The 14,925-nt window shown below is 68.6% G+C and carries 15 protein-coding genes; 5 read left to right on the top strand and 10 right to left on the bottom strand.

Annotation, left to right across the window (positions count from 1 at the left end):
- Positions 1-8: 8 nt before the first annotated feature.
- From AB8M46_RS35670 to AB8M46_RS35655, 4 genes are all read right to left on the bottom strand, one after another.
- Positions 9-1,511 carry a sugar ABC transporter ATP-binding protein gene (locus tag AB8M46_RS35670; protein ID WP_016331778.1) on the bottom strand — a complete coding sequence of 501 codons (1,503 nt, stop codon included), beginning with the start codon at positions 1,509-1,511 and terminating at the stop codon, positions 9-11.
- Positions 1,508-2,725 carry an ROK family protein gene (locus tag AB8M46_RS35665; RefSeq protein ID WP_394363037.1) on the bottom strand — a complete coding sequence of 406 codons (1,218 nt, stop codon included), beginning with the start codon at positions 2,723-2,725 and terminating at the stop codon, positions 1,508-1,510. The genes AB8M46_RS35670 and AB8M46_RS35665 overlap by 4 nt, the downstream gene beginning before the upstream one ends.
- A gap of 341 nt (positions 2,726-3,066) precedes the next feature.
- Complete coding sequence (locus tag AB8M46_RS35660; RefSeq protein ID WP_016331776.1) at positions 3,067-4,269, bottom strand: ROK family transcriptional regulator; 1,203 nt, start codon at positions 4,267-4,269, stop codon at positions 3,067-3,069.
- 85 nt (positions 4,270-4,354) lie between these two features.
- Positions 4,355-4,513 (bottom strand): hypothetical protein, encoded by a 159-nt coding sequence (locus AB8M46_RS35655; protein WP_394363036.1) that lies wholly within the window; start codon positions 4,511-4,513, stop codon positions 4,355-4,357.
- 186 nt (positions 4,514-4,699) lie between these two features.
- Between AB8M46_RS35655 and AB8M46_RS35650 the strand changes: the two genes are divergently transcribed.
- Positions 4,700-5,311, top strand: a complete 612-nt coding sequence (locus tag AB8M46_RS35650; RefSeq protein ID WP_394363035.1) for a TetR/AcrR family transcriptional regulator C-terminal domain-containing protein — start codon at positions 4,700-4,702, stop codon at positions 5,309-5,311.
- Here AB8M46_RS35650 and AB8M46_RS35645 read toward each other — a convergent pair.
- Together AB8M46_RS35645 and AB8M46_RS35640 are read right to left on the bottom strand one after the other, a co-directional pair.
- Positions 5,262-5,924 (bottom strand): response regulator, encoded by a 663-nt coding sequence (locus tag AB8M46_RS35645; RefSeq protein ID WP_037346196.1) that lies wholly within the window; start codon positions 5,922-5,924, stop codon positions 5,262-5,264. The genes AB8M46_RS35650 and AB8M46_RS35645 overlap by 50 nt on opposite strands.
- On the bottom strand, positions 5,921-7,453 hold the full coding sequence (locus AB8M46_RS35640) for an ATP-binding protein (protein ID WP_394363034.1): 1,533 nt from the start codon (positions 7,451-7,453) through the stop codon (positions 5,921-5,923). Before AB8M46_RS35640 ends, AB8M46_RS35645 begins: the two co-directional genes overlap by 4 nt.
- Positions 7,454-7,585: 132 nt before the next feature.
- Here AB8M46_RS35640 and AB8M46_RS35635 point away from each other — a divergent pair, with 132 nt between their 5' ends.
- The 4 genes from AB8M46_RS35635 (at position 7,586) to AB8M46_RS35620 (ending at position 12,240) form a co-directional block, all read left to right on the top strand.
- On the top strand, positions 7,586-8,554 hold the full coding sequence (locus AB8M46_RS35635) for a tripartite tricarboxylate transporter substrate binding protein (RefSeq protein WP_016331771.1): 969 nt from the start codon (positions 7,586-7,588) through the stop codon (positions 8,552-8,554).
- A complete protein-coding gene (locus tag AB8M46_RS35630) occupies positions 8,551-9,045 on the top strand; it encodes a tripartite tricarboxylate transporter TctB family protein (protein ID WP_037346191.1) in 495 nt (164 codons plus the stop codon). The genes AB8M46_RS35635 and AB8M46_RS35630 overlap by 4 nt, the downstream gene beginning before the upstream one ends.
- Entirely contained in the window at positions 9,045-10,562 is a 1,518-nt protein-coding gene (locus tag AB8M46_RS35625; protein WP_037346190.1) for a tripartite tricarboxylate transporter permease, read from the top strand. Before AB8M46_RS35630 ends, AB8M46_RS35625 begins: the two co-directional genes overlap by 1 nt.
- Positions 10,563-10,803: 241 nt before the next feature.
- Complete coding sequence (locus AB8M46_RS35620; RefSeq protein ID WP_394363115.1) at positions 10,804-12,240, top strand: DUF1996 domain-containing protein; 1,437 nt, start codon at positions 10,804-10,806, stop codon at positions 12,238-12,240.
- Between the two features lie 213 nt (positions 12,241-12,453).
- Here AB8M46_RS35620 and AB8M46_RS35615 read toward each other — a convergent pair whose 3' ends face one another.
- From AB8M46_RS35615 to AB8M46_RS35600, 4 genes are all read right to left on the bottom strand, one after another.
- Complete coding sequence (locus AB8M46_RS35615) at positions 12,454-13,143, bottom strand: hypothetical protein (protein ID WP_037346187.1); 690 nt, start codon at positions 13,141-13,143, stop codon at positions 12,454-12,456.
- A 121-nt stretch (positions 13,144-13,264) separates the two neighbouring features.
- A complete protein-coding gene (locus AB8M46_RS35610; protein ID WP_037346186.1) occupies positions 13,265-13,966 on the bottom strand; it encodes a Crp/Fnr family transcriptional regulator in 702 nt (233 codons plus the stop codon).
- Positions 13,967-13,995: 29 nt separating this feature from the next.
- On the bottom strand, positions 13,996-14,361 hold the full coding sequence (locus AB8M46_RS35605; protein WP_016331763.1) for a hypothetical protein: 366 nt from the start codon (positions 14,359-14,361) through the stop codon (positions 13,996-13,998).
- 50 nt (positions 14,362-14,411) lie between these two features.
- Positions 14,412-14,924 carry a hypothetical protein gene (locus AB8M46_RS35600; RefSeq protein ID WP_394363033.1) on the bottom strand — a complete coding sequence of 171 codons (513 nt, stop codon included), beginning with the start codon at positions 14,922-14,924 and terminating at the stop codon, positions 14,412-14,414.
- Position 14,925: the final 1 nt, after the last annotated feature.

Below are 14,925 nucleotides of genomic sequence, written 5' to 3'. Positions count from 1 at the left end.
TTGGTCGGTCACGCCGCACTCCCTTCGAGAATCACGTCGAGCACTTCCGCCTCTGTCAGCTCCGCGGACGGCTTTTCAGCCAGGACACGTCCTTCACGCAGCACCAGCACCCGGTCGGACAGGCCGAGTACCTCGGGGATCTCGCTGCTGACGAGCACGATCGCGACCCCGGTCGCGGCCAGTTCCTCGATCAGCCGGTACAGCTCCGCCCGCGCGCCGACGTCGACCCCGCGCGTCGGCTCGTCCAGCAGCAGGACCCGGCAGCCGCGGACCAGCCAGCGCGCCAGCACCGCCTTCTGCTGATTGCCGCCGGACAGCGTGCGGATGATCCGGTGCGGGTCGGCGGGCCGGAGATCGAGACGCCGCAGGCTTTCCCCGGCGTCGTCGAGTTCCCTGCCCCGTTCGGTGAACCCGAACGTCGCGTACTTGCTCAGGCTCGCCAGGGTCACGTTGTGCACGACGGGCAGGTCCAGCAGCAGTCCCTGGCTCTTGCGTTCCTCGGGCGCCAGCCCGATCCCGGCCTTGACCGCCGCGGACACACTGCCCGGCCGGACGGGTTCGCCGTCGACCGACACCGAACCCGTGTCCTGTTTGCGCGCACCGAAGATCGTCTCCAGCAGCTCGCTTCGGCCCGAACCGACGAGGCCCGCGATCCCGACGACCTCCCCGGCGTGCACGGTGAAGTTCACGTTCTCGAACTCGCCGACGGTGGTCAGGTTCTCGACCTTGAGGACCTCGTTGTCCGGGTCGACGTGTTCCTGGTGGCGCGGACCGAAGACGGTTTCGACCTTGCGGCCCGCCATCAGCGCGACGAGGTCGGAGGTCGGTGTCTCCTTGGCGTCGAGGCCGGTGGAGACGGTCTTGCCGTCCTTGAGCACGGTGACGCGGTGGCCGATCCGGCGCAGTTCTTCGAGCCGGTGGGAGATGTAGACGATCGCGACACCTTCGGCGGTCAGCTCGCCGACGATGCGGAACAGGTTGTCGACCTCTTCGCCGGCCAGCGCCGCGGTGGGCTCGTCCATCACCAGCAGCTTCGCGTCGTAGGCGAGCGCCCGCGCCATCGAGACCAGCTGCTGACCGGCGGCGGACAACTTGCCGACCTCGGTCGACGGCGCGATCTCGGGATGCCCCAGCCGCGCCATCAGTTTCGCGGCCTTGTTCCGGGACTCGCTGATCCGCGTGAACCCGAACTTCGCCCGCTCGCGGCCGAGGAAGATGTTGTCCGCCACGGAAAGCCCGGGCACCAGGTCGAGTTCCTGGTACATGGTCGCGATGCCGATCTTCAGCGCGGCGACCGGCGAGGGCAGCGTGACCGGCTCGCCCTGCCAGAAGATCTCGCCACCGTCGGGCCGGTGGGCTCCGGCGAGCGTCTTGATCAGCGTGGACTTGCCCGCGCCGTTCTGGCCGAGCAGACAGTGCACCTCGCCGGGTTCGACGTCGAAGTCGACCCCGTCCAGCGCACGCACCCCGGGGAACGTCTTCACGATCCCCCGGACGGATAGCAGGGTCATGCCGGAGCCTCCTCGGCCGTGGTGGGAACTAGCGTCGGATCGGCGAAAAGCCGTTCGGTGGCGAGATGTGCGGCGCCACGTAGCGGGGCGGTGGTGCCCAGCGGCGACGGCTCGACGCGGCAAGCGGGCTCGTGCCCGAGCGGACGCGCGGACAGTTCGCGGCGCACCGGCTCGACCAGCCACTCGCCCAGTTCGGCGAAGTAGCCGCCGAGCACGACGAGGTCCGGGTCGAGTACGTCGACCACGGTGGACACCGCGATGCCGAGCGCGACCCCGAGTTCCGAGACGGCCGCGACCGCGCGCTGGTCACCGCGCTGCACGCGGTGCTTGAGCAGCCCGACCCGGCCGTCGACGCCGAGCGCGGGATCGTGCAGCGGGTCGCCCGGCGAGGCGGCGCCGCGCAGGACGGCGTTGAGCCCGGCCTTGGTCTCCAGGCAGCCGACCCGGCCGCAGGGGCACTGCTCGCCCGACGGGTCGACGGTGATGTGCCCGACCTCGCCCGCGAAACCCCTGGCACCGCGCAAAATCGCGCCACCGGACACGAGCCCGCCGCCGACCCCCGTGCCGCCGCTGAGGTAGAAGAGCTCCCGCACGCCTTTTCCGGCCCCGGCGACGGCCTCGCCGACCGCGCCGAGGTTGGCCTCGTTGTCGACCGTGATGGCCTCGACCGGCAGGCCGAGCCGGGCGGCGAGGAGATCGGCGATCTCGGCGTCGCGCCAGCGCAGGGTCGGCGCGAACCGGAGGACGGCGGCGGCCGAATCGACCAGGCCGGGCACCGAGACGGTGACCCCGACCGGCCTGCCGTCCAGCAGCACGGTCCGGGCGAGGAAGGCGAGTTCGTCCATGCTCCGGTGCAGCCCGAGCGCGGCGACGTCGGCCGTCTCGGTCCGCTCGGCGACCACGCGGCCGTCGAGGTTCGTGACGACGGCGGCGAAACGGTCGGCCTCGACGCTGAGCGCGAGCCCGCACGCGCTGCCGCCGTTCAGCTCGACCAGCTGGCTGGGCCTGCCGTTGCCGCCACCCTGGAGTCCGGCGGAGCGGACGAGACCGCGTTCGGACAGCTCGGTGATCAACCCGGAGACGGCCGCCTTGGTGAGCCCGCAGCGTGCCGCGAGCTGGGTGCGCGAGAGCGGCCCCTCGCGCAACGCCCGCAGCAGCGCGGCGAGGTTCGCCGTACGGGGGCTGACTGGGTCGAGCCGCCCGGATTCCGTCACCGCCACACAGTCCCCACTTACGAATCGGCCGTAACAAACTTTGTTACTTAGCCAGCGAAAGTAGGGTGGTGCCCGTCACCCGTCAAGGTGACAACAGGACAGAAATGTCGACTAAAGCCCGCCGTCACCCGATTAGCCGTCCCAAACCGCGCAGACTTTCGCACTTTTCGAGCGAAAGTCTGTACGATCTTGACGTTACTAATCGGAATCAGGTGAGTGCCCAACGTGCCGCCGGATGCTCACCCAACGCTCCGGCCCAGATGTCATGAAAGGGCCGTTCAGGACGTAATTTGTCCTGAACGGCCCTTTCATGACATCCGGAACCGCGGCGGCCCGGCTTCTCAGCTACTGAGCGTGAAGGCCCGGTCCGTGGCGGACCAGGCGGCCCCGATGACCCCCGCGGTGTCCCCCAGCTCGGACAGCACGATCGGCAGGTTCCCGGTCGCGAGGGGCAGCGACCGCCGGTAGACCGAGCTGCGGATCTCGGCGAGCAGCTGATGCCCGAGCTGCGCCACGCCGCCGCCGATCACGACCATGCCGGGGTTCACGAAACTCACCAGCGACGCGACCACCTGGCCGAGCCGCCGCCCGCCGTCGCGGATCAGGTTGACCGCGCCGAAGTCGCCCGACGCCGCCGCGCGGCCGACGTCCTGCGCGGTGATCGCGCCGCGGGCCGCGACGACGTCGGCGAGGTACGTCGACCGGCCGCTGCGCGCGAGCGTCAGCCCGTCGCGGGCGAGCGCGGCGCCGCCGAAGTACGCCTCGAGGCAGCCCGTCTCACCGCAGGCGCAGGTCGGCCCGTAGTCGTCGAGGCGGATGTGCCCGATGTCGCCCGCGGTGCCGGCGACGCCGCGGTACACCTTGCCGCCCAGCACGATCCCGCAGCCGATACCGGTACCGATCTTGACGAACACCAGGTCGTCGATGGAGCGCGCGACCCCGGCGTGCCGTTCTCCGAGCGCCATCGAGTTCACGTCGTTGTCGACGGTGACCGGGCAGCGCAGCAGTCCGCCGAGATGGTCGCGCACGGAGAACCGGTCCCAGCCGGGCATTATCGGTGGCGCGACCGCCATACCCTCGGCGAAACTCACCGGCCCCGGCAGGCCGATCCCGGCGGCGATCAGTTTGCCCGGCGCCTCTTCGCGGATCTTCTCCGCCAGCGCGACGACGCGTTTGAGCACGGCGTGCGGCCCCTGCCGGACGTCGCAGTCCTCGACGGTGTGCACCAGCACCTCGCACGAAGCGTCGGTGAGCGCGACCCCGACCGACGTCGCGCCGACGTCGACCGACAGCACCCGCAGGTCTCCCGCGAGCCGCACCAACGTGGACCGCCTGCCACCGCGGCTCGCCGACGGACCCGCGGTCTCGACGAGGCCGACCTCGGCCAGCCGCGCGACCTCGGCCCCCACCCGGGCACGCGGCAGCTCCAGCCGCTCCCCCAGTTCGACGCGGGACATCGGTCCCTCATCGCGCAACAGGGTGAGCAACTGGGTCTGGTGCCGGGTTTCGACCGTCGGATGCTCCGACGTGGGTGCCGTGCTCATTCACCTGAGCCTACGGCGTTGTCCACCCGCTGTCCCGGATGACACTGGAAACCTTCACGCCCGCCGGACGGGAACAAACCCACCGTCACCGGTCAGTCCTTTGTGGACATTTCGGCGCGGATCCGGGAGCGGCGGCGAGCCACGCGGTGACGACCGCGGTCAGGGCCGACGTCCCGAAGGATCCGCCGATCCGTTGCAGCATGGCGAAGAGCGGCATCGCGTGGGAAATTCGCTCTTTGGGCACCGGCGCGACGGTCGACGTGACCATCGACGCCGAATCCGCCACTGGTCAAGATCGCGGCCGTCCTCCCAGGCTCTCCATCGAGACTTCCAATCATCCTACCAGCAGATCTTATCACCGTTAAGTTCTTAACAGTGATAAGGTACTGCCGAGTTGTCAACTTCGATACGGACCGGCGAAGGTGTGCGCATGGTCGTGAGACGGGATGGCTACGTTCGAGCCGCGCTGGAGCTCCTCGACGAGGTCGGGCTGGACGGGTTGAGCCTGCGCAAGCTCGGGGAGAAGCTCGGCGTGCGCGGTCCCGCGCTCTACACGCATTTCAAGAGCAAGCAGGCGTTGCTCGACCAGATGGCCGAAACGATGCTGGACGACCGGCTCGCCCCGCTCGACGATCCCGCGGCGATGGACGACTGGGCCGAGTGGCTGGCCCGGCGCGCCCGCACCATCCGCGCCACGCTGCTGTCCTACCGGGACGGCGCCCGCCTGCACGCCGGCTCCCGCCCGACCGGCCGGTCGGCGATGACACCGCTGATCAAACCGTTGCTGCGGGCCGGTTTCGCCGAGGAGGACGCGACGCACGCGATCCTCGCGATCAGCCGGTACACCCTCGGCTGCGCGATCGACGAACAGCAGCACGCCGAGGGCGACCACGACGAGGATCCGGCCGCCTCGTTCGAGTACGGCCTCGCCCGCCTGATCGCCGGGCTCCGCGCCGACGTCGCGCATTCAGAGGACGAAATGCGGGGAGGGGTCACGACCAGAGATAACGGCGTTCGGGCCGTCCCGTCCCACCGTACTTGAGCGTCACCTCGGCCTTCCCCGTCGCCACGAAATGCTCCAGGTACCGGCGCGCGCTCACTCGCGCGACACCGGTCGCCTCCGCGCATTGGCTCGCCGACATCCCGCCGTCCGCGCCCCGCAAGGCGTTCTCCACCAGTCGCGCGGTCTCGGCGGTGAGTCCCTTGGGCAGCACGGGTTTCGCGCTCGGCCGCGCGCCGAAGACCTGGTCGACGTCGGCCTGCCCGGCCTCGGCGAGGCGGTCCAGCCGCCGGTGCAACGACGCGAAATGGGTCAGCTGATCGCGCAGCGACGCGTACTCGAACGGTTTGATCAGATAGTGCAGGACACCGCCCCGCATCGCCTGCCGCACGGTTTCCACGTCGGTCGCGGCGGTGATCAGGATGACGTCGACGTCCTCGGTCGCGCGCAGTTCCCGCAGCACCGAAAGCCCGTCGACATCGGGAAGATAGACGTCCAGCAGCACCAGATCCGGTTTCAGTTCCCGCGCCAGGCGGATCGCGTCGGCACCGGTGTGCGCGACCCCGACCACGGCGAACCCCTCCGTACGCGTGACGTATCCACTGTGGACCTTCGCGACCATGAAATCGTCGTCGACGACGAGCACCTTGATCATCGCGGCAACCTCGCCGTGAACACCGCGCCGCCGGAGTTGTGCACCTCGACCGAACCGCCTCGCCGCACGCACGCCTGCCGGATCAGCGCGAGCCCGAGACCGCGCTGGCCGTGCGCGGCGGCCTTCGTCGTGAACCCGTGCTCGAACACCTCTTCCGCGATCTCCGGGGCGACTCCCGGCCCGGAATCACGGACCTCCACCCGCACTTCGTCCTCCTCCTGCCACACGCCGACCTCGATCCAGCCCTGTTCACCACCCAGCGCGTCCAGGGCGTTGTCGACGAGATTTCCCAGCACTGTCACCAAATCCGTGGAAAGGGCGTCATCGACGCGGTCCAGTTCGCTGTCCGGGGCCATCCGCAGCCCGACCCCGCGTTCGGCCGCGAGCGACGCCTTCGCGATCAGCAACGCCGCCACCGCCGGGTCGCCGACGCGCGAGCCGACCTCCGCGCGCCACTCCCCTTGAGCCGAACTGATCCGGCTGACATAGCCGCGAACCTCTTCGTATTCCCCGAGTTCCAGCAGTCCGGAGATGGTGTGCAGCCGGTTGCTGAACTCGTGCGCCTGCGCCCGCAACGTGTCGGTGGCGTGCCTGCTGGCGTCGAGTTCGTCCCGCAGGGTCATCAGATCGGTGCGGTCCCGCAGGGTGACCACGGCTCCCCGCACGTCGATCGGCATCCGGTTCAGCGTGAGCACCTTCCCCTCCCGCAGCACGATCTGGTCGGCGCCGGTCGCGCGGCCGGTGAGCAGGTCGCGGATGCGTTCGTTGAGGTCGAGGTCCTCGACCGACCGGCCGACCACGTCGTCCGGCAGCGCCAGCAGTGCGCGCGCCTGATCGTTCACCAGGGTGATCCGGTGCTGCGGATCCAGGCCGACGACGCCCTCCTTGATGCCGTGCAGGAGCGCCTCCCGGTTCTCGACCAGCGCGGTGATCTCGTGCGGTTCCAGGCCGAGCGTCTGGTTCTTCACCCGCTGTGCCAGCAGCAGCGAACCGCTCACCCCGATCACCAGCGCGACTCCCAGCACGCGCAGGGCGTTGTCCGGCGACTCGAGCACTCCGGCGAAGAACCCTGGCGACTTCGAGCCCGCCGCGACCATGCGGACCACCTTGCCGCCCTTCTCGTCGAGCACCGGGACGTGCGCCACGATCGAGCCGTCGAGTTCGCCGACCCACGACCGTCCAGAGAGGACGGTGCTGTCGCCGAGGTCGAGCAGCGTGCGCACCTGCCCCGGATCAGGTGACGCGAGCACATAACGGTCCGCTCCCGCGATCACGACGAAATCGACCCCGGAGAGGCTTCGCGCGGTCTCCGCGGGCGCGTTCAGCTCCCACGGGCCGTTGTCGAGGTCGCCCACAATGCCCTGAGCGGCGACACTCTCCGCGACCGAAAGCGCCCGGCGTCCCTCGGTCGTGCGGAAGTTGTTCCCCGCCTGGACGACGGCCAGCACGCCGACCGCGCACAGTAGGCAGCTGACGACTACCAGTTGCCACACGAGGAGCTGGCGGGCCAAGGAACCCCGGGCACCCATCGCCACCTCCTCGTGACCACAAAGAACAAAAGAACCCTTAGGCGTCTAAGCGAGACATCTCTGTTTACACGAGTGCAACATGTCCAACCACGCGGCAGAGAGGCGGGGATCACAGTGAAGCCCAGTAGCTGGTTGGCCATCGCGGCGGCGCTCGTCGCCGTTTTGCTGGTGCCACCGTTGCTCACCCCGGGCAGCGAGGCCGACGAGGGCTCGCAGATCCGGTCGTTGCGGGTACTCGTGCCCAACGCGCCCGGCGGCGGTTACGACATCACGGCGCGGACCGCGACCAAGGCCATGGAGGACGCCGACCTGCTCGGCAACGCGGAGGTGTTCAACCTCCCCGGCGCCGGCGGCACGGTCGGCCTCGGCCGCACGGTGGCCGAACGCGGCAACGGCAAACTCGTCATGTCGATGGGGCTCGGCGTCGTCGGCAGCGTGTTCACGAACAAGTCGCCGTCTTCGCTGCTCGACACCACGCCGGTGGCGAAGCTGATCGAAGAGTCGGACATCGTCGTGGTCGGCAAGGATTCGCCGTACCAGAACATCGGCCAGCTGCTCGACGCCTGGAAACGGGACCCGGGCGCGGTCCAGGTCGGCGGCGGCTCGTCCCCCGGCGGGCCGGACCACCTGGCGCCGATGCTCATGGCGAAGGCGATCGGGCTCGCGCCCAAGTCCGTCAACTACGTCCAGTACGACGGCGGCGGCGAACTGCTCGCCTCGGTGCTCGGCGGCAAGGTCGCGTTCGGCGTCTCCGGTGTCGGCGAGTACCGCGACCAGATCGCGGCGGGCACGCTCCGGGTCCTGGCGGTGACGAGCGAGAAGCGGCTCCCCGGCATCGACGCGCCGACGCTGACGGAGTCCGGGGTGGACGTGAAGTTCACGAACTGGCGCGGCATCGTCGCGCCGCCGGGTATCACCGAGTCGGACCGGGCGAAGCTGGTGAGCCTGTTCGAGCGGTTGCAGAAGACGCCGCAGTGGCAGGAAGCCTTGCAGCGCAACGGATGGACCGGCGCGTTCGCGCCAGGTGAGCAGTTCGGTTCGTTTCTCAAAGAGGAGAACACTCGAGTGGCAACGGTGCTGAAAGAGCTGGGTCTGGCATGACCACGTGGCTGAAAGGGCGCTCCGAACTCGGCGTGAGCGTGGTGCTCGTGGTGCTCGGCGTGCTGGTGCTGACCGACGCGCTGAGCATTCCCACCGACTTCGCCCAGCGCGGTCCCGTCGGGCCGAAGGCGGTCCCGGTCCTGGTCGGCTCGCTGCTGCTGATCGTCGCGGTACTGCTGGCGCGCGACGTCCTGCGCGGTGGCAAGGGCGAGGCCGAGGGCGGCGAGGACATCGACCTCACCGCGCCCGCCGACATGCGCACGGTTCTGTTGCTGTGCGGTGCCTTCCTCGCCAACGCGGCGCTGATCGGCCTCGTCGGCTTCCCGATCTCGGGCGCGATCCTGTTCTGGGGCGCGGCGTTCGCCCTCGGCAGCCGCAACCTGGTGCGTGATCCGCTGATCGCGGCGGGTATGTCGGTCGTGACCTTCCTGATCTTCAACAACCTGCTCGGTGTCCCGCTGCCCGGTGGCCCGTTGATGGAGGTGTTCTGATGCTGCAGCAACTCATCGACGGGTTCGGCACCGCGCTGACCCCGACGCACCTCGCGCTCGCCGCGCTCGGTGTGCTGCTGGGCACCGCGATCGGGGTGCTGCCGGGGATCGGCCCCGCGATGGCGGTGGCCCTGTTGCTGCCGGTGACCTACGGCATGGAGCCGACGGCGGCGTTCATCATGTTCGCCGGCATCTACTACGGCGGCATGTTCGGCGGCTCGACGACGTCGATCCTGCTGAACACCCCGGGTGAGAGCTTCTCCGTGGTCGCCGCGATCGACGGAAACCCCATGGCACGCAAGGGCCGCGGCGCCCAGGCGCTGGCGGCGGCCGCGATCGGGCATTTCGTCGGCGGCATCCTCGGCACGATGGCGCTGGTGCTGCTGGCGCCGATCATCGCGAAGTACGCGGTCGACATCGGCGCGCCCGACCTGTTCGCGATCATGGTGCTGGCGTTCATCGGGGTCACCTCGGTGCTCGGCAACTCGCGGATCCGCGGTGTCGCGTCGCTGCTGATCGGCCTCACCATCGGCCTCGTCGGCCTGGACGAGATGACCGGCCAGTCGCGCCTGACCTTCGGTTCACTGCATCTGGCGGACGGGATCGACGTGGTGATCGTGGCGGTCGCGCTGTTCGCCGTCGGCGAGTCGCTGTGGGTGGCCGCGCATCTGCGGCGCAACACCTTCAAGCCGATCCCGGTCGGCAGGCCGTGGCTCTCGCGCGCCGATCTGAAGCGGACCTGGAAGCCGTGGCTGCGCGGTCCGGTGATCGGGTTCCCGTTCGGTGCCATCCCGGCCGGTGGCGCGGAGATCCCGACGTTCCTCTCGTACCTGACCGAAAAGCGGCTGTCGAAGCACAAGGACGAATTCGGCAAGGGCGCCATCGAAGGGGTCGCGGGCCCGGAAGCGGCCGCGTCGTCCTCGGCGGCGGGCACGCTGGTCTCGATGCTGACGCTGGGCCTGCCGACCACCGCGGTCGCGGCCGTGATGCTGGCGGCGTTCCAGCAGTACGGCATCCAGCCGGGCCCGCTGCTGTTCGAACGCGAGTCGAAGCTGGTGTGGGGCCTGATCGCCTCGCTGTTCGTCGGCCTGACGCTGCTGCTGGTGCTGAACCTGCCGCTGGCGCCGCTGTGGGCGAAGCTGCTGCGCATCCCGCGGCCGTACCTCTACGCGGGCATCCTGTTCTTCGCCAGTGTCGGCGCGTACGCGGTCAACGCGGACATCTTCGACCTGCTGGTGATGTTCGTGATCGGCCTGATCGGGTTCGCGATGCGCCGCTACGGATTGCCAGTCCTCCCGGCTATCATCGGCGTGATCCTCGGCCCGGCCGCCGAACAGCAGATGCGGCGCGCGCTGCAGCTCAGTGACGGCTCGCTGACCGGGCTGGTCAACACGCCGTTCGCGATCGTGGTCTACGTGATCATCCTGGTGATCCTGTTCTTCCCGTTGATCAAGCGTTTCCTTCCGGCCCGTCCCACCGCTCCCGAGGCGGAGCCCAAGGACAAGGTCGACGCCTGAGAAGCGGGAACCGGCCCGGCCTCGACTGCCCCGAGGCCGGGCCTTTTCCTTCTCTGAAGGTAACGAAAAGATAACGGCGAGATCGCTTTTTGAACCGCCTCTCGTTCGGGGCCGTTTCAGCCAACACGGAGTCAGTGACGCCGGCACTCCCGGCGACGCATCCCCCGGGCTCCGGGCAACGACACCGAACGAGGTGAACAAGTTCATGCCCCGTAACCAAAGATCCGCCGGCCGCCATCGCATGGCGCGCCGCACCAAGGTCGCCACGGGCGCCATCGCCCTCGCCTTCGCCGTCGGCGGGATCGTCGTGGTCAACACGACCGGGACCCCAGACGCCGCCAGGGCCGACGGAGCGGACAAGTCGTTCTTCATCGACATCACGAAGGTCCCCCGCGGCAACAACGTCAACCTCGACCTCGCGAAACGAGGCGCACGAGGGACGTTCACCGTGGACTGCGGCCGCAACGAGAACGGCCACTTCAACGGCGACAACTTCATCGCGCAGCCCGGCGTCCGCAATGGAGCCGAGCATCTGCACGACTACGTCGGGAATCTTTCGACCAACGCGGATTCGAACAACAAGAGCCTGCTGCGCGCGGGCACCACCTGCAAGAACGGGGACAAGTCGGCCTACTTCTGGCCGGTCGTCCGGATCAACACCGAGGAAGAGGAAGAAAACGAGGCCGCGAACGAGGAGAAACTCGCCGCCGACCGCGTCGATGCCGCGAAGGACGAGGCGGCCGCCCAGGTCGACTGCCCCGACGTCGCCAGCGAACTCGAAGAGGTTCCCGACCAGGCCATGCCCGCGATCGACGAGAACCTCGACAAACTCGACCGGGAGTCCGAGAACGCGAACAACCAGCTGGCACAAGGAAAACAAGCCGGCCAGGTGCTCGACGAGCTGAAGAACAAACGGAAGCCGTCGATCAAGCAGATCGGCGACACCATGCGGCAGGCGGGCAAGCCGGTCGCGAAGAACGAGGACCAGCTCGCCGGCTGCGCCGTGAAGCAGAACGGCAAGGGCGGTCTCGACAACGGCGGCGACAACAGCAACGTCAACGCCGCCGGTGACGCCGAGAAGAAGAAGTCCGACGGCAAGGCGGCCGATCTGCCCGGCGTCAATGACAACAACGAGATCGGCAACAACGAAGGCGAGATCCAGCGCGCGGAGAAGGTCGACCTGACCTTCACCAGCGGCGGCGCCCGCCGTGTCGTCGCGATGCCGAAGTTCCTGCGCGTGCTTTACGGCGACGCCAAGCAGAGCACCAACGGCCCGGCCAACGCTCGGCCCAGCTGGACCTGCACCGGCTTCGAGGACCGGCTCACCGAGCTGTACCCGATCTGCCCGCGGGGCAGCAAGGTCACCCGCGTCCACTCGTTCCCGAACTGCTGGGACGGCAAGAACACCGACAGCGCGAACCACCGCACGCATATCGTGTTCTCCGACCGCAACGGGAAATGCCCGCGTGGCTTCAAGAACGTGCCGCAGCTGCGGATCACGCTGGTGTACAACATCCCGTCGAATATCCAGGCCGCCGGGCAATACGCGGTCGACGCCTTCGCTCAGGAGAAGCACAACCCGCGCTCCGACCACGACGACTTCGCGAACGTCATGTCGCAGCGGCTGATGAACCAGCTGGTGAAGTGCATCAACAGCGGCAAGAGGTGCCGCCAGTAGGCGCGCCCGGACGTCATGAAAGGGCCGTTCAGGACGAAAAACGTCTTGAACGGCCCTTTCATGACATTTCCATGCGAGGGCGCGGCGGGGATGACCCGCGCCCCCACCCCCCGCGCCCGGGGTCCGGTTCCCGGCCCGGCGTAGGGGTACCGGGCCGGGAACCGGCGAGCGATACGGTTTTCCCTCCCTGGAAACCGGACCGCCCGGTCTGGGTCAGGCCGTCGTGGACAACCGGCTCACCCGGTCGAACACGAGCGGCACCGCGACGGCGGGGTTCAGTTCGGCGAGGACCGCTTCCGCGTCCAAACCGGGCAAGTGGATCCACGCGCTGTCGGCGAAGTCCGGGGTCGTGACGCTGATCCGGGCGCAGCGGGCCGGCGGGACCAGCGCGACCCCGAACGGCTCGACCACGTTGCGCCACACGGATTGCGAGACGATCATCCCGGCGCCGAACTTGTCGCCCGTCGGATCCGAACGGCACCAGTAGCCCACGGCGTCGTTGAAGGTCGAGGCGCACAGCAGCCGGGTCAGCGTGATGTACGTGCGGTGGTAGCGGTGGTTGTCCGCCATCGGTCCCATGTGGACCGCCACCCGTGCCCGCATCGGGACCCTGGCGTAGCGGTTGCGTGTCCGGAGCAGATGGTCCAGGTGGAACGCGACCTCGCAGAGCTGCCCGACGGCATGGTCCGGATACGCGACCATCAGCCCGTCCCCGGTCTCCCGGAAGTGACGCGCTTCCCCCGGGGCGAGCCCCACCGCGTTGAACGAGCGGGAAACCAGCGTTTCCATCTCGGTCTTCATCGGGTCCAGCAGGTCGTCGCTGGCCTTGGACGAACCGACGATGTCGACGGAAAGCACGGCGTGGGTGTGCGCGTTGTATCGGCCTGAGGTCAGCACCTGCATCTCTGCGACCCCTCCCCTGATCGGTGAAAACTGGCGGCAGGAAGCAGTGTTCCCACTCCTCACCGGAAGTTCTGTTCGGAACCGAACAAAACGTGACCTCGCGATGGTCAACGCCAGTGAGCTAAGTCACACCTTTTTCCGTGATCACCCGCAATGCCTCGCGGTCGATGACGGTGATCGCACGGCGCGAACTGGCCACAACTCCCGCCTTCCGGAGTTTGTCCAGCGCCTGCGCGACCATGGTCCGGCCCATCGGGATGAATTGCGCGAGTTCGTCCTGGCTCAACGGGATCCCGATCCGCCAGCCGGCGGGTGTCCGGATGCCACAGACGTCGACCAGGTAGTCGAGCCGGGTCGCGACCCGCGCCACCGCCTGCGGTTTCCACGACTGGGTCCGCTGACGCTGGGCGAGCACGAACCGGCGGGCGACGCTGACGAGCACTTCGCGCATCGCCGCCGGATGATCCAGCAGGAACCGGTTGAACTCGCTCGCCGCGATGCGCCGGACGTGCACCTCTTCGATGGCGACCACGTCGGCCATCCGGATACCGCCCGCGATCACCGCGATCTCGCCGTGCAGATCGCCGGGTACGCCGACGTCGAGGATGACGGTCGCGCCCATCCGATCGGCGCTGGTCACCTTCACGTAGCCGTACCGCAGCAACATGACGAAGTCGCCGGGTTCGCCCGCCCGCATCAGCGCCTGTCTGGCCTCGTAGGTCTGCGGGGTCCCCATCTCCAGCAACCGGGCGCGGACGGGTTCGTCCAGTCGCTCCAGGAACGGACGTTCTCTTTCTTCGGCGGCCTCTTGGCCCAAACCCACGAAACACCCTCCCAGGCAGTCGTGAACACCTATCGCGGAGAGTAACCGAGTCGGCCACCCGATCCGGCGGCGGAACCGTCGTGGGTGGTGAAGATGCCCAGCCGGACCAGTTCCGATCTGATCCACTCGGCCAGCCGGTGCAACGGTCCGTCCTCGGCCTCGACGAAATAGCTGTCCACGATCTGGTGTCGCCTATCGGCGTGCTTCGCCGCGTAAAGCAGCGCTGACCGTACCTCCGACACCTTCAGCGGAGCGACCTTGATCCCCGGAGCGGGCCGCACGGTGCTTTTGGCGGCCATCACCGCCAGCACGGCCTCCTCCAGGCTGAACCGGTGCTCCACCGGCACGACCACATGTTCCACGCCCTCGACAACCCGGCGCCCGATCAACGGCATGCTGCCAGATCAGCATGACGCACGGCCGTAGTCTGTTCGGCACCGAACACTCAACGCGGTTCGACCGCCCGGAGAGCCTCTTCGAGCGTTTCCCGGTACAGCCCCATCCGTTCGACGAGCATCACCGGATCAGGGTTCTCGTCCCCCGCGTGTCGTTCCAGCCGGTCGGTGGTCTGCTTCACCGTCACCCGCAGTTCGACGACTTCGGGGGTGTCCCGGTTCTTGTGTTCTTCCAGCCGGGCCACCGCCCGGCGGAAGGCTCCGGAAAGCTCGGTCTCGCCAGGCCGCACCGCTTCGATGGCCGTCAGCGCCCGGCCGAGCAGGCTGAAGTGGTCGTAGGGCGTGGGTTGCGGCGCACGCTTCTTCTCCCGCGCCGGCCTCCGCCGCCTGCCGTTCAGCACGAAGAACGCGGTCTCGGCCGGGACCAGCACGGCCAGCGCGGCGACCGCGCCGAAAAGCCACGCCTGCGGATGCGGATAGGTCACCGCGCGGCCGATCATCCCGGCGATCAGGCCGAGCACCACCGCGACGACGTGGAACGGCCGGTTGTCGTACTCGGCCATG

Origin of the sequence: Amycolatopsis sp. SB7-3 (genome assembly GCF_041021335.1) — a bacterium.
GTDB classification, from domain to species: Bacteria; Actinomycetota; Actinomycetes; order Mycobacteriales; family Pseudonocardiaceae; genus Amycolatopsis; species Amycolatopsis japonica.
Note: the sequence above shows the minus strand (reverse complement) of the source record. Positions and strands in the feature narration are given on the sequence as shown.